This window comes from Eubacterium sp. F2, assembly GCF_046244355.1.
In the GTDB taxonomy this organism is placed as follows: domain Bacteria; phylum Bacillota; class Clostridia; order Peptostreptococcales; family Anaerovoracaceae; genus Aminicella.
Genome location: NZ_CP176393.1, coordinates 2,083,521 through 2,101,810, shown reverse-complemented (window position 1 = coordinate 2,101,810; position 18,290 = coordinate 2,083,521). Strand labels below are relative to the sequence as shown.

The following is an 18,290-nucleotide window of genomic DNA, read 5'->3' as shown; positions in this document are numbered from 1 at the left end:
TTTTGTGGTGGGAAGATGGAAATTAAGGATAGAAGGGTCACATCCTTATGGGCAAAAAAAGAAGAGAGGGCAAGTCAATTTTACTGGCTGCCATTAACTACGCATTTGACAGACACTATGAATGTCTGCAAATGGTTGTGGAATAATTGGATCAGTGACAGTCAGAGAGATTTCTGCATCCATTCTATAAGACCATGTGACGCAGAGACAGCATCAAATCTTGCAGCGTTCCTTGGAGCGGTTCATGATCTTGGTAAGGCAACCCCTGCCTTTCAAATTCAAAAGGGATATAGCAATTCTCCAGATTTGGATGATGTTTTGCTTGAGAGACTGGAGCAGAACGGAATACGTGGAATTTCAACTTTAATTCTTGCAGATCCACACCGATCACATCATACAATTGCTGGAGAATTTATTTTATCACATGAGTTTTCAGTCCATGATGATATTGGATCTATTATCGGAGGTCACCACGGCAAGCCTGTTGACGATAAACTGATCATAGAGGATCAGTCTGCAACGGTGATTCAGCTTTGGCATGCTGCCGGAAAAATCAAAAGGTCAGGTTACAGTTCGCTGGGAAAGCCAGACGGCAGGGATCAGAAAGTTGTGGAGATTCTCTGCATGCATAAGAATTACGACTGGATTATCGCGGGAAACCCAAGGTGGAATCAGTTTTACTGTGAGTCTTTCAATGTGGACAGAAGTAAGCTGAAGTGTCTGGGGCTTCCGCGGTTTGATTCGCTTCTCCGGTATGAAGCTCCGATGCGGCACCGGATCATGAAGAGGTATCCGCAGATTAAATCTAAGCCGCTGATTCTTTATGTTCCGACATTCCGCCGGACACCATCTGATACCTGGAAGGAACTGATTGAAAATCTGGATAAGGATAAATACACCGTTGTGGTCAAGGCGCATCCGAACCAGCCTCTTGAAAAAATTGAAGACACTCTGGATATGCCGGAATTTTCTTCCCGCCAGCTACTGACGGCTGCGGAGTACGTGATTACAGATTATTCCTCCATTGCGCTTGAGGCGGCGGCGCTGAACCGGAAAACCTTCACCTCGCAGTGATTCAAGGGGAAACGCTTCTCGGAAGAACTGTGCGGCTGCTGGAAGAGCAGGATCCGTCTGCCGACGTGATTATCACGTTGCATGATGAAAGGTGCAGTGTTCCGGGTGCTGTCCGCTATGAACCGCTGCATAACCGCCGTGAAATTGATCGCTTCACCCAGGAACTGATTGAAGATAATGTCTGTTTTCTTTATGGAGATACCTGGTATGAGGAAGAGGTAATCGACAGAATCATGCATGACCAGAATCCGGCAGGGGTTGGATTTTATGGGAATGGAAAGGACATTGCCGCAGTAAAAGTGCATGACAGCAGTCTGTTCAGGGTTCATGTGAAAATCGTCGGAGACAGCGCGATTCCGGGAATTCCGCAGAGAAATGTCGCTTGGAAAGTCTGGTACAGTATCTGGCAGTCCTGCCCTGCGTGCACCTCCTTTACAGAACTCGGGGATGAAATCCGCAACATCAACTTCCAGATGCGGGACGGCGAGCTGTTTATCATCGCGCTTCCTGACCTTCCGGATGGCTATGACGTCAGCCTGGAAAGTGTCCTGAAGCTGATTCAGGATCAGGGCACCGTCGAGCTGATTCATGCCAGAAGGAACCGTCATATTTACATTTCTTATGAGAATGGCTCCTATTTCCTGAACGACAAAAAGAACATCAGCAAGAAGGAACTTGCGGCGCTTTTGATGAAGTACGCGCCGGTTTCGGTTATGCGGGCCGCTCTGCCGGGTTATGTAAAAACAGACCCGGGCGAACGCTATGACCAGCTGGAGCTGTATGTCATTAATGAGTACGGGGGATACCCCGATGATCGGACAGGCCTTCATGCAGAGAAAGAGAGGGATCTGCCTGAGGATTATGGTACGGAGCCAGAGGATATTTTCCGCCTGGTTAAAGAAAAAGACGATCTGGCGCTGAAAATGGTCAGCGGATCTCACAGAGACGGATTCTACAGATTCAGTTATAAGGACGGGGAGTATCTGCTGAACGGAGACCCGACATCGGAAGAGGAGATCGAAGGAATCATTATGAATCCGGACAGCCAGTATCTGATTACTGAATTCATCAAGAGTCATCCGGAACTGTCGAAGTACTATGACGGCGCCGTCAGCACCCTCCGTTTCATCGTCTTCAAGAAGGACGGAAGAACACCACAGATGGCTGACTGCTACATGAGTGTGGGAACCAGCGCGAACGGAGCCATTGATAATATCGGGGCCGGCGGAATGTTTTTTGTCAAAGTCGACATGAAAGACGGCCACTACAGCGACGCTGCGTTAATGGTAAACAATAATATTATACCGACGCCTTATCACCCGGACAGCGGCCTTCTGGTAGAAGGCTATATTCCAATTATGCAGATGGCAGGGATGCTGCCCGTATATTCCTTTTCGTGAATCAGTGTGAAATATCACATTGGAAAAAAATACAGTTAAATTTCAATCCAGGTGTTTAAGCTCCACATTGAAGAGGGTAATGTATTAGATGCAGGGAACTTCTGCATCGTTTTATGATGCAGCGCGTCCCTGTATACAATATATTAATAACAATCGAAAGGGAGTAATATCATGCTGGATAAAAAGGTAAAAGAACTGATTAACGAACAGATCACATGGGAATTCTATTCTGCTTATCTGTATCTGGACTTTGCCAATTACTATTATGATCAGGGGCTGGACGGCTTCGCTCACTGGTATGACGTGCAGGCTCAGGAAGAGCGTGACCACGCTATGCTGATGAGACAGTATCTGATCAACAACGGTGAGCGTGTAACCTTCGGCGAAGTCGCAAAGCCGGACAAGACCTATAACGGACTGGGCGATCCTCTGAAGGCTGGTCTGGAGCACGAGCAGTACGTCACATCCCTGATTAATAAGATTTACAAGGCTGCTGACGATGTCGACGACTACCGCACCATGCAGTGCTTCGACTGGTTCGTAAAGGAGCAGGGCGAGGAAGAGAAGAACGCTGACGACCTGATTAAGAAGTTCAAGCTCTTCGGAAGCGATCCGAAAGCCCTGTACGCACTGGATCAGGAACTGATGGCCAGAGTTTATGCCGCTCCGACACTGACCCTGTAAGTGCAGGAATAACAGAAGATGAAGAAGAGGCTGCGTCAGGTTTTCGAGTGAAACTGACGCAGCTTTTTTCTTAGTCTTTTTCTTTTGTTCCTCCGGAAGCAGAAATACTTGTAATTTGAATAACAATTTACAATTGGTTGCTTGACATTTAATTGCGTGCAATATATAATTGACGTGTCAAATGAAAACAGATGACAACCGGGAACGGATGACACCGCAATCGGATTATCCGAATTCCCGGATGAATATTTCTGAGTGCGCATGGATTAGATATTAAATCTTTATTCTGCGCAGGAAAGGAGCAGATTATGAAAATCAGTGCAGTAAAATTATTTGAGAATGGTTACATGCTGCAGCCATTTGCATTCGGCGGTGAGGAAGGCCCGGATAAGTTTGATCCGAGAGTCCGCTACCGTTCCAGTCTGCAGAACTACGTGATCGATACAGGAAAAGAGGTAATCCTGGTCGACACAGGAATGCCGAAGGAGTTCCCGGAGCAGGTTCCGGATGCCAAGACTCCGATCTTCATGGGAAACAAGATTACCGATTATGTTTCCGCACTGAAGAAGGTTGGATATGAGCCAGAGCAGGTCAGCAAAATCCTGGTAACACACAAGCATTCCGATCACAGCGGCGAATTTCGTTCCTTCCCGAACGCACAGATTTTCGCATCCAGAACCGAGTCTGAGTCTGACGAACTGAAGGATCTGCCGAACGTCACACCGGTTGATTTCACCGACGGACCGTACTACAACTTCCCGAAGTCCCAGACCATCGCCCCGGGAATCCATTACATTGAGGCAAAGGGTCACACAACAGGAAACAGCATCGTCATCGTAGAAGACGGAGACCTTTTCTACATGATCCACGGCGATATTACATACTGCGACGAGGCACTCTACGCAAACAAGCTGTCGGTTGTATTCGAGGACGTCAAGGCGGCAAGAGAGTCCCTGGACAGAGTCCGCGAGTTCATTTCCAACCATCCGACTGTATACTGCTCCACCCATACACCGCTGGGCTATGAGAACCTGGAATCTAAGAAAGTCATCGACCTGAACAATCCGCCGGAAATCATTCCGCCAAAAGACATCAAGGCCAAGAAAGCAACCGGTAAGTACGTATGCTCCGTATGCGGATACGTTTACGATCCGGATAAGGGCGACCCAGAGCACGGAATCCCAGCCGGCACAGCCTTCGTAGACCTTCCAGACGACTGGACTTGCCCGCGCTGCCACCAGCCAAAGAGCAAGTTTACTCCGGCATAATGGCGCTTGCCCTCATGAGCAGGAGCGTGAGCGAAGCGCGATTGGATGATTCCTACGGCGCAGTCGATTCCCGAATCATGACATCTTTTTCTAACTATGCTATAAAAACAAGGTATTCAATTAAGAAATCAAAAGGGTGAAAGAATGAATAACTTTTCTTGCAGATAATTTCAGAACGGTGCGGAGCAGCTTTTTACATGCTGTCTCTGTATCTGCTGCAAGAAAGATTTTCATCTGTCTGACTCTATATGGAAAATCCGGACGCTGTGTGTCTGAAGGCGCCTGGCCCGGATTTCTGCCGCAGGCCGCAGGAAACAGCTTTCCTGCGGCCTGATTGTTTTTTGTTTCCGATTACAGCAATTGCAATGTGGAGGTGGGTCAGATTATGTCTATGATTAAAGTTGAAAATCTCACATTTTCCTATGCGGGAAGTTTTGATAATATATTCGAACATACCAGTTTTCAGGTCGATACGAACTGGAGGCTTGGTTTTGTCGGAAGAAACGGAAGCGACTTTTCGGAAGGCCAGAAGAAAAAAGTGCTGATCGCAGGCAGCCTCTGTCAGGAGGCACATCTTTATGTCTGGGATGAGCCGCTGAATTTCATCGATATTTATTCCCGCTTGCAGATTGAAGATCTGATTCAGCAGTTCCAGCCGACGATGATTTTTGTCGAGCACGATGCGGCTTTTCGTGATAAAATTGCGACAGAAGTTATCGAATTATAAGGCAGTGTTTTTCAGCTTTTCGTGAATAACCAGTTGTGCGGAGTTATATATAATGCACAGGCATGATACAATTACGAAATAAATATATGGTAAACCTGACTTGGCGCTGTCTGAATGGACGGATAGTTCAAGATCAAAATAATTAGGGAGAACAGCATGAAATCCAATCCTTTTGCAGAGCAGGTCCATTTTTCTCAGGTACTGGATGAGGACCTGTGGGTGGATCTTCCTTACTGGAATTCCACGGTCCGCTATGACGGCTGCGGCATGGTCAGCCTGTGATGTGAAATGGGTCGAGAATAGTGGGGAGGAGCAGTAAATGCTGAACAGAAAGAAGAGCCCGCAGAAATTTCGCCGCTTTGACACTGATGCCGATAAGGAAGAGGTGCAGAAGATCCAGAACCGGATTCAGGAACGCCAGAAAGATATGGAAGTCCGGACGAAGTCACATCTAGAGACCTTCAACGATGGGGTCATTGCGATTTTCATTACGATTATGGTGCTTGAAATCCCGTATCCTTCGGAATCTTTCAGTGTACACGCATTTCGTGAGAGCATTTTTATTTTCATCGTCAGTTTCTTCGTGGTGGCGGATTTCTGGTACGAGCTGCACCGGAGCTTTCTGACCTTTGAAGAAGCCGATCACTGGGTGGTGGTGTCCGATTTTCTGTTTCTGGCGGCGCTGGCACTGATTCCGATCATGACCAAGTGGATTATGAATGACGTGACGCGGCAGGCCATCACCTACTTCGGCCTGGTCTATCTCATCACAACCCTCCTGGAAGTCATGCTTTTCTTCGTGGCCCACAGAAAAGAAGTGTGGCTCTATTCAGAAGTTTACCGGACATTCATGCTTCTCCGCATTATCTGGGTGCTGGCCCTGAATGGTGCGCTGATTCTGCTGTCTCTGTATTATCCGCGTGCTGCAATGTATCTGTTCCTGACACTTCCGATCGTTTCCTTTTTCTTCCCAAATATACGGCCCTTTTCCCGGAGACACAGGAAGAAGAAAAAGATGTGAATTGTTTAACAATATTGATGCCGCCGCTGGAATTTTCCGGCGGCGGTTTTTCTGATGGGACAAAAAGAACACGCAAGAGGAAAAAACGGCAGGCGGCCGCCCGGAGTGGGGAGATTTCCGGGAGAATATTGCCGAAGCCCGGCATTTTGTTGTTCTGGTCTGCAGTCAGACAGTGTCAGAGAAGGCCGGGTGGAGAATGCATATATGATATCGTGGTAAACTAATTTCCTGTTTCGTATTTTATTATTGATAAGCATGGAATTAATGCTGTGTATACAATAGCCATAGAAAACCGTGAAATTATATTGATTTCAGCCGTTTTTAACTGTATAATTTTTTCTTGCTCCTATGTTTTTTGTCCAAATGAGAAAAATAAATGATTAATATTCTGTAAATTCGCTTGATTAATTTTAAAAACATGATTAGAATAGAACTAGTGTTACGGGTTAATGTAATAACAATTCGGGAAAAGGAGGTGTGGATGTGACATCATCCACGACTGAGAAATGTTAGATCAATCGTACTATGATAAAACGGATGCAATCATCCGCTATCACGGAGCGGAGGAGCGTTTTCTGATTCCGATCATCCAGGATATTCAGGAAGCCTACACTTATGTTCCTCCGGAACTGCTTAGTTATGTCGCGAAAAAACTGAATATTTCAGAAGCAAAGGCATACAGCGTTGCCAGTTTCTATGAGAATTTTTCTTTTGAGGCAAAAGGTAAATATGTCATTCGTGTCTGTGACGGAACGGCCTGTCATGTCAGAAAATCGACACCGATTTTAAACGCGCTGAATGAGAACCTGGGCCTGAGTAAAAGAAAACATACTACAGACGATCAGCTCTTTACTGTAGAAACAGTTTCCTGCCTGGGCGCGTGCGGACTGGCGCCGACGGTGACCGTAAACGGTAAGGTTTATCCGAAAATGACACCGGACAAAATGATGGACATTATCGATCAGCTGCGGAAGGAGAATGCTTAATGAGACTGGAAAACAGAACGCAGCTTGACCTGCTTCGGGAACAGTGCGTAGAAAAGAGAAATGCAGAAACGCGCAGAATTCTGGTCTGCGGAGGAACCGGATGTCTTGCCGGAGGCTCCCAGAAACTTTATGAAAAATTCCTGGAACTGACAGACAAGTACTGCGGTGACCGGAACGTACAGGTAGAATTTGGCGAAGAAATTGCCCATACAGGTGTAAAGAAGAGCGGCTGCCACGGCTTCTGTGAAATGGGACCGCTCGTCAGAATTGAGCCGTTTAACTATCTGTATCTGAAGACGAAACTGGAGGACTGTGAAGAGATCTTCAAGACTTCCGTCCTGGAAGGAAAACCGGTGGAGCGTCTGATGTACCACATGGACGGCCGTGTATATGAGACGGAGGAGGAAATTCCGTTCTACGCCCGCCAGACCCGTCTGGTGCTGAAAAACTGCGGCCATATTGATGCAGAACATATCGAGGATGCGCTGGCGGTTGGCGATTATGAATCTTTTGAAAAGGCGCTGTTTGAAATTCCGCCGGAAGAGATCATCCGCATAATATCTGATTCCAACCTGAGGGGCCGCGGAGGAGCGGGATTCCCGACAGGACGCAAGTGGAAACAGGTTGCGGGACAAAAGGAAAAAACAAGATATGTTGTCTGCAATGGTGATGAGGGCGACCCGGGCGCGTTCATGGACCGAAGTGTCATGGAAGGCGACCCGCACCGCATGATCGAGGGAATGATGATTGCGGCGTACGCCGTTCAGGCCAGAGAGGGCTATATCTACGTCCGCGCCGAGTACCCGCTCGCTGTAAAGCGTCTGCAGATGGCCATTGAACAGGCGGAGCATCTGGGACTCCTGGGCGATAATATTCTGGGAACAGATTTCAGCTTCCACCTGCATATCAACCGCGGAGCAGGAGCTTTCGTCTGCGGAGAAGGCTCTGCGCTGACTGCTTCTATTGAAGGAAAGCGCGGCATGCCGAGAGTTAAGCCGCCTCGTACCGTTGAACAAGGACTGTTTGCAAAGCCAACCGTTCTGAACAATGTTGAAACCTACGCCAATGTGCCGATGATCATCAAGAACGGTTCCGACTGGTATAAGAGTATCGGACTTCCAGAAAGCCCGGGAACCAAGGCTTTTGCCCTGACCGGAAATGTAAAGAACACCGGACTGATTGAAGTTCCGATGGGAATTACCCTGCGCGAAATCATTTTTGATGTCGGCGGCGGAATCAAGGATGATAAAGAATTCAAGGCAGTGCAGATCGGCGGACCTTCCGGAGGATGCCTGACAAAGGATCAGCTGGACTGCTCGATGGACTTCGATTCTCTGAAGAAAATCGGCGCCATGATCGGATCCGGCGGACTGGTTGTCATGGATGAATCTACCTGCATGGTTGAGGTTGCCCGCTTCTTTATGAACTTCACACAGAGAGAAAGCTGCGGAAAGTGCGTGCCTTGCCGTGAAGGAACAAAGCGTATGCTGGAAATCATGGAGAGAATCGTCCACGGAGAAGGAAAGATGTCCGATCTGGATGAACTGAGAGAACTTGCGGACATGATTGAAAGCACAGCACTCTGCGGACTCGGAAAGGGTGCGCCGAAGCCGGTCATCAGCGCGATGAACGGTTTCCCGGAGGAATTTAAGGAGCACATCATCGATAAAAAGTGCCGCACCCATGTCTGTCAGGACCTGCTGACTTATAAGATTGATCCGGAAAAATGTAAAGGATGTTCCAAGTGCGCAAGGAACTGCCCGGCAAAGGCAATTTCCGGCGAAGTAAAGAAGCCGTTTGTCATCGACGCGTCGAAGTGTATCAAGTGCGGAACCTGTCTGGACGGATGTCCGTTTGGCGCGATTTACAAGGATTAGTTCAACGTACCACAAGGAGGTCAGATTATGGGACATATGACAATCGACGGAAGGCACGTTGAATTCACCGATGAAAAGAACGTGCTGACGGTCATCAGAAATGCGGGAATTGATATCCCGACGCTCTGCTACGTTTCAGAGCTTTCCACATACGGATCCTGCCGTCTGTGTACGGTAGAAGACGAAAGAGGAAAAACTTTTGCGTCCTGTTCGGAAAAACCGAGGGACGGAATGGTCATCTACACGAACACACCGAGGCTGATGCATTACCGGAAACTGATTCTGGAACTGCTTCTCGCTGCGCATGAGAGAGACTGTACAACCTGCGTGGTCAGTGGCGGATGTCATTTGTTGGAGCTTGCCCAGCGTATGGGTGTAGATAATGTTCGTTTTAAAAACACCAGAGATCAGCAGCCGATCGACAACAGTTCCTACGGAATTGTCCGCAACCCGAATAAATGTATTCTCTGCGGTGACTGCGTCCGCATGTGCTCTGACATTCAGGGAATCAACGCCATCGACTTTGCCTACAGAGGAACGGATGCGCTGGTTACCCCGGCATTCAACAAGCCGATTTCGGAGACAGAATGTGTATCCTGCGGACAGTGCCGCATCGTCTGCCCGACGGGAGCCATCACCGTAAAGAATGACATCAATCCGGTCGCGGAGGCACTTGCGGATAAGAATGCCATTGTGGTTGCGCAGATCGCGCCGGCTGTCCGCCTTGCTCTTGGAGATTTGTTCGGAATGCCGAAGGGCGAAAACGTGATGGGAAGAATTGTAAATATCCTTCACCGGCTCGGTTTCGATGAGGTCTATGATACGACCTACGGCGCGGACCTGACGGTTCTGGAGGAATCCAAGGAATTCCTGGAACGTCTGTCTTCCGGACATGATCTTCCGCTGTTCACATCCTGCTGCCCGGCATGGGTCAAGCACTGTGAAATCAAGTATCCGGAGCTGGCAAGCCATATTTCCAGCTGCCGCTCGCCGATGGAAATGTTCGGCGCGGTCATTCGTGAATACTACAAGAATCCGGAGCATAATGAAGGAAAGCGGATCGTCAGCGTTGCGATTATGCCGTGCACAGCCAAGAAAGAGGAGATTCACCGCCCTGAGTCAATGAACAAGGGACAGCGGAATGTGGACTATGTTCTGACAACAGAAGAACTGGCGTCCATGATCGAGCGTTCCGGCATCGTCTTCGATAAAACAGATATTGAATCCGCCGACGTTCCGTTCGGAATCGGATCCGGAAGCGGAATGATTTTCGGTGTTACCGGAGGTGTTACCGAGGCCGTTATGCGCCGGCTGAATCACGGCCACGACCGTACGGCAATGGCAGACATTAAGAACAGCGGAGTCCGCGGTATGGAAGGAATCAAGGAATTCACCTACAGATATAACGGACGCGATCTGCACTTTGCCGTTGTCAGCGGACTGAAAAATGCCGATACGATTATGGAAGAAATCAAGCATGGTGAAAAACGTTATGATTTCGTAGAAGTCATGGCCTGCCCGAGAGGCTGCATCATGGGAGGCGGACAGCCGGCCAAATCCGGCCCGAGAACCCGTGCCGCCCGCTATAAGGGAATTTACGAGACGGATATCAATACCCAGATCAAGAAGTCCGATGAGAACCCGATGGTTACCATGCTTTATGATGGAATCCTGAAGGGAAAGACCCACGAACTGCTGCACCGGAATTTTGAGGAGGCAGAGCGTGTAAAGGAAGAAAAAGCTGCACAGGAAGAAGGAAAATAAGCTTCTGACTCTGATATTCTGAGTATCATGGCACAGTCATTTCATTACATGGCTGGGATACCGGGAGAGCCTGCGATTCGCAGATTACTGCGGATGCCGGCTCTCTCTTTTTTCTTGCGTTTTTCTTTTGTCTGTATTAAGGTTTCTAGGTGCAGAGATACTTAGCTGAAGTTCTTAAATAAATACATCAATAACTTGTAACGAATCACGATCTCATCCGTCTAACTGTTGAATGCGAAATGAGAGGAGGTGAAGCATGGATTTTGAGTCGCTGTACAAGACTTATTACATGAAGATCTATTCGTACGTCATGACGATTGTGAAGGATTCTTCTTCCGCGGAAGAAATCTCACAGAAAACGTTCTTTAAAGCTCTGAATTCCCGCGGGAGTCAAAAATACCGCGGAGATTCCAGTGAATATACATGGCTTGCATCGATCGCCAGAAATCTTGCTATGGACCAGTTCCGTGCGCAGGCCAGATGGGGCAGAATGCCAGAGCAGGAACCTGCGGATCCGGATGCCTCCTCGGATACTCGGACAGAAGAGAAAGACACTGCTCTGCAGATTCACCTCTTGCTTCACCAAATGAAAGAGCCGTATAAAGAAGTTTTTCAGCTGCGCGTGTTCGGGGAATTGTCCTTTAAGGAAATCGGGATGATATTTTCGAAAACAGAGAACTGGGCGCGTGTGACCTACCATCGGGCAAAACTGAAACTTCAGGAACAGATGGATCATATGGACAGAGAGGATGAGGATAAAAAATGAAGGAAAATAAGAAAGATACGGATCAGCATGGGGTGCAGCGGGAATGCGGAATTGTCCAGGACCTGCTTCCGGTGTATGTGGATGGCATCTGCTCGGAAGAAAGCCGGACCTTTGTCCGTCAACACCTAGAAACCTGTGCGGACTGCAGAAATCTTTATCAGAAGATGAAAGACAATGAAGTGGAATCGATACTGAAAAACGAGAAAGATGGAGTGCTGCAGCGGCATGCAAAAAAGGAAAAAGGACAGGCTTACCGGATCGGCCTGATTATCTCCGGATTGCTGCTGTTGCCAATTATTATAGCGGGCATTGCCGCTGCGGCGGGAGGAGCAGAGTTTCGAACGATCCCGGTGCTTGCCGCATCCATGCTTTTAGTTGCTGCGGTGACTGCGGTTCCGCTGCTCTCTGAAAGTCATCGTCTGGCCAGAGTCATTACCGTCGGAACCGCTGCTGTGCTTCTGATCGAGTTCTTTGTGACGCTGCTTTACAGCGGCAAGGTGGAATTCTCTGTGCTTGCGTCTACGATGTTCGGCATTTCCATTCCGCTTTTTCCGCTGTTTATCCGGAATACTGAACTTCCGGAGATAGTCCGGAACCGAAAAGCCTTGATCACGATGAGCTGGGATACGGTCTGGTTTTATCTGATGCTGCTTGCTGATACGGGCACTGCTGCAGCTTTTCAACTCGCGGCAGGTGTCGGGACCTATTTTGTCCTGACTGCCTGGATCATCTTTGGAATTACACAGATTCGTCCGCTTACACGTATCAGCCGCGCGGGTCTTTCTGTTCTGCTGCTCTGCGTGATGATCAGTTCCTGTGCGGCGTGCAGTTTCGGGACTTCATCCTCTGTTGTTCTGACATCTGCAGCCTCCTTATTCCGCGCTCCATGGACGTACAGTGACGCACACATCCGTATGCATATTCTGTATGCGGGCGCTGCCGTCTGCGCGCTCTGTATTCTGAGCGGATGGGCCGCTAAGCTGCACCGCTCAGACCGCAGCAGATAATTTTACAGCAGAACGATTGTCCCCTGCAAAAAAACCGCAGGATACTCTGAAGATCAGATGTCTGCGGTTTTTTTGTGTTGCCGGCATTGTCTCCCGGCATTACTAAATTTGTATCACTCTGAAGCTCAATGGAGCTTGCTGATTTAAACTTCAGTTTTTCCTTCCAGGATGTTCTTATAGTCTTCCAGATTCTTTCTCAGCAGGGCCGGCGTGTCCAGCTCATAAGGACAGCGGGTTGTACATACGCGGCAGTTTACGCAGTCTTCGATCTTGGACATTTCCTTTTGCCATTCCTCTGAAAGCCAGGCGTCGGACGGAGCGCGGCGGATCATCTGAGACATGCGGGCGCAGTTGTTGATCTTGATGCCGACGGTGCAAGGCATGCAGTAGCCGCAGCCTCTGCAGAAGTTTCCGCTGAGGTCCTTTTTCTCCTGCTCAATGAAGGCAGCAAGTTCATCCGTCATTTCCGGCGTCTTGTCCATGAAGGCAAGCCACTCCTGCAGCTCTTTTTCACGCTGGATGCCCCAGATCGGCAGAACATTGTCGAATTTGTTCATATATGCCATTGCGGCGGTAGAGTTGGTGATCAGTCCGCCGGCGAGGCCTTTCATGGCGATGTAGCCCATGTTGGCGTCTTTACACATCTGCACCAGCTTCAGTTCGCTTTCTGCGGCAAGGTAGGAGAACGGGAACTGCATGGTTTCGTAATATCCGGATTTTACGATGTCATAGGCGACCTGGATCTTATGTGCCGTTGCGCCGATGTGGCGGATCAGCCCTTTATCCTTTGCTTCCTGCATGGCTTCATACATGCCGGTGCCGTCTCCCGGTACCCAGCACTGCTCGCACTGATGGAACTGATAGACGTCGATGTATCCGCATTTCAGCCTGCTAAGAGATGTAGCCAGGTCCTTCCAGAAATCAGCCGGGTTCTTGGCGGCTGTTTTGGTGGCGATGAAAATTTTCTCCCGCGGAACAGAATATCCGCTTCCCGGTGTAAAGAAGGCTTCGCCGATCTTTTCCTCTGAGTCGGTGTAAGCTCTGGCGGTGTCAAAGTAGACCATTCCGCCTTCATAAGCCTGGCGCAGGATGGAGACTGCCGTTTCCTTCGTGTCTCTCTGGATCGGCAGAGCGCCGAAGGCATTCTGCGGAGTCTTGATTCCCGTGCTTCCGAGTGTAATTGTACGCATAATTTTCTCCTTTTATTTATAATGAAAAGATACTGTTTTCCCCGATATCTTTTATTTTACTCGCAGGGAATGAAGTTTTCAACGGGGGCGTTTTCTGCACTGTCTATTCTGTTTTTATTATTTCTGTATCTGTTATTGAAAACATCATACTCCTGCATCATAATGGTTTGAGCAGCAACAATTATATATTACGGGAAAGGAACAGCATCCTGATGAAAATAAGGAAAACAACAATTGAAGATCTGCCTGTTGTGATGAAAATTTACGAAGGCGCACGTCAATTCATGGCGAAGACCGGAAATCCCAGACAGTGGGGCGCGACGAACTGGCCGCCGGAATCCGTCATTCGGGAAGACATCAAGTGCAGCAGAGGTTATGTGGTCGTGAATGACGATGATCGGGTGATCGGCGCCTTTTGCTACATGTTCGGGAAGGACATTGATCCGACTTACCTGGACATCGAGGACGGCAGCTGGTTCGATGATTCTGCATACGGCGTCGTGCACCGGATGGCCGGAGACGGATCCCAGCACGGCATCGGCCGCTTCTGCCTGAACTGGGCGCTCCAGCAGAGCGGACACCTCCGCGTGGATACCCATCCCGACAACCAGGTCATGCAGAATCTGCTGAATTCCATGGGCTTCCGGCAGTGCGGCATCATTCACGTCATCGAAGACAACGACCCGCGTTACGCCTACGAGAAGCTGCGGCAGCTGTGATTTTTTTGCCTTCTTCTTTTTAGTTGTTGACTATTTGATTGTGCGCAATTATAATAGAGACAAAGTTAAAACGCAAGGCAGAAGCCGCGTAAGATGCGGCCGGCTTTGTGGGAAGAATCGGGGTCTGAAGCCGTCCGGTTCAATCGCCATGCGGTAAACACAACGACAGAAATCAACTTGTAAACAAGGCCGTTGAAATGATCAACCGAAAAGGAGAGGCACATGAATATCATCGTTAAAATCGCGGCAGTTCTGGTCGCATTAGAATTTTTCTATATCCTGTATTTAGAGACCTTTGCGACATCGTCAGAGAAAACGTCAAAAGTATTCGGCATGAGCCAGGAGGAGTTGAAACGAGACAGTGTCAACACCTTGTTCAAGAACCAGGGCGTCTACAACGGTCTTCTGGCGGTTCTGATCCTTTTGGCCGTGTTTGTGTTCGGAAGTATTCCGGCACTGAGAATCCTCATGGGATACATCATCCTGGTGGCTGCATACGGAAGCATTACCAGCAGCCCGAAGATCATTCTGATGCAGGGAGGTCTTCCGATTATCACGCTGCTTCTGAGCTTTCTGCTGAAATAACGATCGGATGAATAATAATTGGATGATTGAAGCACTGCAGCCGGGCAGGCGCAGTGCTTTTTTGCGGGAGAAAACGAACTTTCAGGAGCAGCAGATGCGGGTAACTCCTTGCCCGGGAAGATTTTGTCTGCGTAAAACGGGCCGCTATGGGGAAAAAATACTGCATAAGAGATTGCTGAGATTATTGAAGGGAGATAGATCATGAAGAAAGTAACCTATTTTCATCTCGATACTTGTCCGTACTGCCAGCAGGCGGATTCCGTTCTGGAGGAGCTGATTGCCGAGCATCCGGAGTACGCGGCAGTGGAGTTCGAGAAAGTTGATGAATACGAGCACCCGGAAATCGCGGACCAGTACGATTATTACGCTAACCCCTGCATGTTTATCGGGCATGAAAAGCTTTACGAGGGGCATATCGGGGAGAAGCGCCCGGAAACCCGCGAAAAGGTTGAAAACGTGCTGAAGCGCGCCCTGGAGCAGTAACATGAAACGGGGAAGTGTAAAGGGCGGGGTGCTGGCCTTTGTTATCGCCCTGATCCTGGGCTTTATCGCCGGAGTGTACTGCATGGCGAACATCCCGAAGCTCGCCGACATGTTCACCCACGGAAAAGGCCAGATTACAACACGTACAGTCCGTGGATCGCTTCAGAACATTGCAGAAGTCGCCACGCAGGAATACCGCTTCACACAGGTCGGAGAATATAAAGAAGGGGATATGGAGCTGTTTGACACCGGCATCAAGATCCCACTGACTAAGAAGAAGTTCTCGCTTTCCTATACGGGAAGTGTGAAGGCGGGCCTGAAGAACGCGAAAGATATTTCTGTAAAACTCGACCGGGGCAGGCAGACGGCGGTCATCACCGTCCCGAAATCACAGATCCTCAGCGCCCAGATCGAACCGGGCAGCGTCGTTGTAATCGACCAGACCCACAACATTCTGAATCAGCTTGAAGTGAAGGATGTGACAAAATTCGAGAAGCAAGAGAACAGCCGCATCCGGAAAGAAGCTGTGAAAAACGGCCTTCTGAAACGGGCAGATAAGAATATGAGAATAATTGTCCGCAAGCAGGCGGAGACGCTGCTGGGGAGCGGATACGAGGTGACGGTGAAAACAGAATAGATACTAATTCAGGCAATGATCGCCGTATTCCCAATGATGCCCGCTGACAGAGCATCTCGGAAGACCGCAGGCGCAGCTAGAGATATGAGAAAAGAACCGCGAGTGGTCAGATGCATCGTATACATTCACGTTTGCGTCTGACCCCGCGGTTCTTCGAATATCTCTATAACTGCGCCCGGTCTGGAGAGCCAGCTTCTGGATCTGACCGTCTTCTGGAAATGCCTTTATAGTGAAAAGCAATAACGGTACATCCTTTTGAGGAGCTCTGCACCCGGCATTGGTTTGAAATGCGACCGTTTACAATTATTCCATCACAACGCCTTTGAAGACGATGTTGACTTTCTCACGAAGTGTGTTTCCGATCGGGCAGCTGGCCTCTACATCCTGAGCGAGCTTGTCGATATTCTCCTTCGGGGAGCTGCTCTTAACGTGGAAGGTTACCCGGATCTCCTGGAATCCGTTATATTCACTGCCTTCATCCATGTCCAGGTCTCCTTCAAGATCAGCATAAAAGTCGTCCAGCTGAACGTCATGGTCCGGGGCCATCATTGTGGCGAGAATCGTCATGCATCCGCCGTAAGCGCTGAGCATGAGTTCAACCGGATTCATTCCCTTATCCGTGCCGCCGCCTTCAACCGGCTCATCCATGAGAACTTTGAAACTGCGTGCAGATGCCTCAACCTGAAGTCCTTCAGAAAGACGGTGTGCAGATGCATTAAATGTACTGATCATAATGTTCCTCCTCATTACATAAAATGGTAATATCAAAATTGCAATTCTATACAGATTATTACATGAAAGCAGAGTGTTTTCCAATTGATAAGATTAATACGATAATTAAGATCAGACAAATCTGACTGCAGGGGATCGGTGTATTGTTACAAGAATCTATTATTAAGCTGGTGAATTCTATATGATGCGCGCTGACAGAGCATCTCGAAAGGCCGCAGACATAGTATGTGTCAGGTTTGCCTGCTCAGAAATTATTCTTGTAGAAATCCGGCAAACCACTTGCAATTCCGGCTCCACGTGATATGATGAACATAGGAGTTAAGTATAACTAACTTATATGATTTTCCATAAAAGAGGCTGATTGGTGTACGAGGTGCACGTAGAAACCGAATCTTGTCAATTGTTGATTTATGTATGTTTTATAGTAAAGAACGTGAAGCAGTGGTGAGACGAGACGAAAGTGAGGAATGCAGAATATGGAAAAGCAAATCGTCGAAATCCTGAGGAAACATTATCACTTTAAGCTGGGCGTGCGGATTGAAGAGAGCACGGAGCTGATCAACAGTGGATTGGCAGAATCCTTTGATATTACCGGCCTGAGAAAGGAGCTGGAGCAGGCATTTGGCATTCAGTTTTCGCCGGAAGATCTGGAGATGGATGACTTTGGATCGATTGAAAGGATTGAGCATCTGGTCGCCCGGTATCAGCGTAAGGCGCAGAATCTGGCTCAGCCGGAGATGCAGGAACAGGCTTCATAAGTTAATTTCAGTCATAGGCTGATCTTACAGCTTCCATCATTATTAAAGCAAAGGGCCGCATCGTTGTACGATGCGGTTTTTCATAACTTGTAAGAAGTACGGCTGATGAATAGTTGATAAATATTATCAGCATATGTGCAGATGCAGCGGCGGGATAGAAGACAGGCGCAACTATTCCTAAAATACTAATTTTGGGAATAGTTATAGCGAATTTAGAAAATGGTATTTGAAAATGGCTGTTTGTATAGACATCAGTTACAGACATCGGTTTCTGGATTACACATCTGATATCAACTCTTGGATATTAAATTTTGGAATTTGTTTTGCGGATCATTGAGATTCTGTTCGTAACCCTGATGTTTTGCAGCTCCGGCTGCTGATCAGCTGTCAGTAATATCCGTGTGGATTAGTGATTCCGATATTCTGACTGCCGGCAGCTTTTCGATTGAAGTCAGTCTGCGTGTTGACTGGCTATGATCTATGCGGACCTCTGCATCTGCTGGTACGGATATTTTCTCATATGCTATCTCATCGGCTGCTATATCCAGACTTTCTTCAGTTCATTCTGTCGATCCTTTTGATACTGCCTGATCCTGTATATCTGGCTGTTCC

The 18,290-nt window shown here is 48.4% G+C and carries 18 protein-coding genes and 1 pseudogene; 17 read left to right on the top strand and 2 right to left on the bottom strand.

The window, feature by feature from the left end; genetic code table 11:
- Positions 1-15 precede the first annotated feature (15 nt).
- The 12 genes and pseudogenes from ACI77B_RS09140 (at position 16) to ACI77B_RS09085 (ending at position 12,574) form a co-directional block, all read left to right on the top strand.
- Positions 16-1,074: a CRISPR-associated endonuclease Cas3'' gene (locus ACI77B_RS09140; RefSeq protein ID WP_409336528.1), complete on the top strand. Its 1,059-nt coding sequence runs from the start codon at positions 16-18 to the stop codon at positions 1,072-1,074.
- On the top strand, positions 1,071-2,474 hold the full coding sequence (locus ACI77B_RS09135) for a sugar-transfer associated ATP-grasp domain-containing protein (protein WP_409336527.1): 1,404 nt from the start codon (positions 1,071-1,073) through the stop codon (positions 2,472-2,474). Before ACI77B_RS09140 ends, ACI77B_RS09135 begins: the two co-directional genes overlap by 4 nt.
- Positions 2,475-2,645: 171 nt before the next feature.
- On the top strand, positions 2,646-3,158 hold the full coding sequence (locus tag ACI77B_RS09130) for a ferritin (protein WP_409336526.1): 513 nt from the start codon (positions 2,646-2,648) through the stop codon (positions 3,156-3,158).
- 308 nt (positions 3,159-3,466) lie between these two features.
- Positions 3,467-4,426 carry a rubredoxin gene (locus ACI77B_RS09125; protein ID WP_409336525.1) on the top strand — a complete coding sequence of 320 codons (960 nt, stop codon included), beginning with the start codon at positions 3,467-3,469 and terminating at the stop codon, positions 4,424-4,426.
- A 511-nt stretch (positions 4,427-4,937) separates the two neighbouring features.
- Positions 4,938-5,153, top strand: a pseudogene (locus ACI77B_RS09120) (Lsa family ABC-F type ribosomal protection protein); the annotation flags it as partial.
- A 156-nt stretch (positions 5,154-5,309) separates the two neighbouring features.
- On the top strand, positions 5,310-5,435 hold the full coding sequence (locus ACI77B_RS09115; protein WP_409336524.1) for a hypothetical protein: 126 nt from the start codon (positions 5,310-5,312) through the stop codon (positions 5,433-5,435).
- 37 nt (positions 5,436-5,472) lie between these two features.
- The gene (locus ACI77B_RS09110) at positions 5,473-6,174 is read left to right on the top strand and encodes a TMEM175 family protein (protein ID WP_409336523.1); all 702 of its coding nucleotides are present in this window, start codon (positions 5,473-5,475) and stop codon (positions 6,172-6,174) included.
- A 506-nt stretch (positions 6,175-6,680) separates the two neighbouring features.
- Positions 6,681-7,160, top strand: a complete 480-nt coding sequence (locus ACI77B_RS09105) for a complex I 24 kDa subunit family protein (protein WP_409336522.1) — start codon at positions 6,681-6,683, stop codon at positions 7,158-7,160.
- Entirely contained in the window at positions 7,160-9,037 is a 1,878-nt protein-coding gene (gene nuoF / locus ACI77B_RS09100) for an NADH-quinone oxidoreductase subunit NuoF (RefSeq protein WP_409336521.1), read from the top strand. The genes ACI77B_RS09105 and nuoF overlap by 1 nt, the downstream gene beginning before the upstream one ends.
- Positions 9,038-9,064: 27 nt before the next feature.
- Positions 9,065-10,801: a [FeFe] hydrogenase, group A gene (locus ACI77B_RS09095; protein WP_409336520.1), complete on the top strand. Its 1,737-nt coding sequence runs from the start codon at positions 9,065-9,067 to the stop codon at positions 10,799-10,801.
- A 256-nt stretch (positions 10,802-11,057) separates the two neighbouring features.
- The gene (locus ACI77B_RS09090; RefSeq protein WP_409336519.1) at positions 11,058-11,567 is read left to right on the top strand and encodes an RNA polymerase sigma factor; all 510 of its coding nucleotides are present in this window, start codon (positions 11,058-11,060) and stop codon (positions 11,565-11,567) included.
- On the top strand, positions 11,564-12,574 hold the full coding sequence (locus ACI77B_RS09085) for a zf-HC2 domain-containing protein (protein WP_409336518.1): 1,011 nt from the start codon (positions 11,564-11,566) through the stop codon (positions 12,572-12,574). The genes ACI77B_RS09090 and ACI77B_RS09085 overlap by 4 nt, the downstream gene beginning before the upstream one ends.
- 143 nt (positions 12,575-12,717) lie before the next feature.
- Here ACI77B_RS09085 and ACI77B_RS09080 read toward each other — a convergent pair whose 3' ends face one another.
- Positions 12,718-13,764 (bottom strand): aldo/keto reductase, encoded by a 1,047-nt coding sequence (locus tag ACI77B_RS09080; RefSeq protein WP_409336517.1) that lies wholly within the window; start codon positions 13,762-13,764, stop codon positions 12,718-12,720.
- Between the two features lie 212 nt (positions 13,765-13,976).
- On the opposite strand from ACI77B_RS09080, the gene ACI77B_RS09075 reads away from it, so the two are divergent.
- From ACI77B_RS09075 to ACI77B_RS09060, 4 genes are all read left to right on the top strand, one after another.
- The gene (locus ACI77B_RS09075; RefSeq protein WP_409336516.1) at positions 13,977-14,483 is read left to right on the top strand and encodes a GNAT family N-acetyltransferase; all 507 of its coding nucleotides are present in this window, start codon (positions 13,977-13,979) and stop codon (positions 14,481-14,483) included.
- Between the two features lie 222 nt (positions 14,484-14,705).
- Entirely contained in the window at positions 14,706-15,068 is a 363-nt protein-coding gene (locus ACI77B_RS09070; RefSeq protein WP_409336515.1) for a DUF1304 domain-containing protein, read from the top strand.
- Between the two features lie 201 nt (positions 15,069-15,269).
- A complete protein-coding gene (locus ACI77B_RS09065; RefSeq protein WP_409336514.1) occupies positions 15,270-15,551 on the top strand; it encodes a thioredoxin domain-containing protein in 282 nt (93 codons plus the stop codon).
- Between the two features lies 1 nt (position 15,552).
- Positions 15,553-16,188 carry a DUF4230 domain-containing protein gene (locus ACI77B_RS09060; protein ID WP_409336513.1) on the top strand — a complete coding sequence of 212 codons (636 nt, stop codon included), beginning with the start codon at positions 15,553-15,555 and terminating at the stop codon, positions 16,186-16,188.
- Positions 16,189-16,491: 303 nt separating this feature from the next.
- Here ACI77B_RS09060 and ACI77B_RS09055 read toward each other — a convergent pair whose 3' ends face one another.
- The gene (locus tag ACI77B_RS09055; protein WP_409336512.1) at positions 16,492-16,920 is read right to left on the bottom strand and encodes an OsmC family protein; all 429 of its coding nucleotides are present in this window, start codon (positions 16,918-16,920) and stop codon (positions 16,492-16,494) included.
- A 476-nt stretch (positions 16,921-17,396) separates the two neighbouring features.
- Here ACI77B_RS09055 and ACI77B_RS09050 point away from each other — a divergent pair, with 476 nt between their 5' ends.
- On the top strand, positions 17,397-17,678 hold the full coding sequence (locus ACI77B_RS09050) for a phosphopantetheine-binding protein (RefSeq protein WP_409336511.1): 282 nt from the start codon (positions 17,397-17,399) through the stop codon (positions 17,676-17,678).
- Positions 17,679-18,290: the final 612 nt, after the last annotated feature.

What these genes read in the sequence shown, in the direction of transcription:
- ACI77B_RS09050 (WP_409336511.1), top strand. Translation starts at nt 17,397, where the DNA reads ATGGAAAAGCAAATCGTCGAAATCCTGAGGAAACATTATCACTTTAAG.
- ACI77B_RS09105 (WP_409336522.1), top strand. Translation starts at nt 6,681, where the DNA reads ATGTTAGATCAATCGTACTATGATAAAACGGATGCAATCATCCGCTAT.
- ACI77B_RS09095 (WP_409336520.1), top strand. Translation starts at nt 9,065, where the DNA reads ATGGGACATATGACAATCGACGGAAGGCACGTTGAATTCACCGATGAA.
- nuoF (WP_409336521.1), top strand. Translation starts at nt 7,160, where the DNA reads ATGAGACTGGAAAACAGAACGCAGCTTGACCTGCTTCGGGAACAGTGC.
- ACI77B_RS09125 (WP_409336525.1), top strand. Translation starts at nt 3,467, where the DNA reads ATGAAAATCAGTGCAGTAAAATTATTTGAGAATGGTTACATGCTGCAG.
- ACI77B_RS09075 (WP_409336516.1), top strand. Translation starts at nt 13,977, where the DNA reads ATGAAAATAAGGAAAACAACAATTGAAGATCTGCCTGTTGTGATGAAA.
- ACI77B_RS09060 (WP_409336513.1), top strand. Translation starts at nt 15,553, where the DNA reads ATGAAACGGGGAAGTGTAAAGGGCGGGGTGCTGGCCTTTGTTATCGCC.
- ACI77B_RS09055 (WP_409336512.1), bottom strand. Translation starts at nt 16,920, where the DNA reads ATGATCAGTACATTTAATGCATCTGCACACCGTCTTTCTGAAGGACTT.
- ACI77B_RS09065 (WP_409336514.1), top strand. Translation starts at nt 15,270, where the DNA reads ATGAAGAAAGTAACCTATTTTCATCTCGATACTTGTCCGTACTGCCAG.
- ACI77B_RS09115 (WP_409336524.1), top strand. Translation starts at nt 5,310, where the DNA reads ATGAAATCCAATCCTTTTGCAGAGCAGGTCCATTTTTCTCAGGTACTG.
- ACI77B_RS09140 (WP_409336528.1), top strand. Translation starts at nt 16, where the DNA reads ATGGAAATTAAGGATAGAAGGGTCACATCCTTATGGGCAAAAAAAGAA.
- ACI77B_RS09085 (WP_409336518.1), top strand. Translation starts at nt 11,564, where the DNA reads ATGAAGGAAAATAAGAAAGATACGGATCAGCATGGGGTGCAGCGGGAA.
- ACI77B_RS09080 (WP_409336517.1), bottom strand. Translation starts at nt 13,764, where the DNA reads ATGCGTACAATTACACTCGGAAGCACGGGAATCAAGACTCCGCAGAAT.
- ACI77B_RS09130 (WP_409336526.1), top strand. Translation starts at nt 2,646, where the DNA reads ATGCTGGATAAAAAGGTAAAAGAACTGATTAACGAACAGATCACATGG.
- ACI77B_RS09110 (WP_409336523.1), top strand. Translation starts at nt 5,473, where the DNA reads ATGCTGAACAGAAAGAAGAGCCCGCAGAAATTTCGCCGCTTTGACACT.
- ACI77B_RS09070 (WP_409336515.1), top strand. Translation starts at nt 14,706, where the DNA reads ATGAATATCATCGTTAAAATCGCGGCAGTTCTGGTCGCATTAGAATTT.
- ACI77B_RS09090 (WP_409336519.1), top strand. Translation starts at nt 11,058, where the DNA reads ATGGATTTTGAGTCGCTGTACAAGACTTATTACATGAAGATCTATTCG.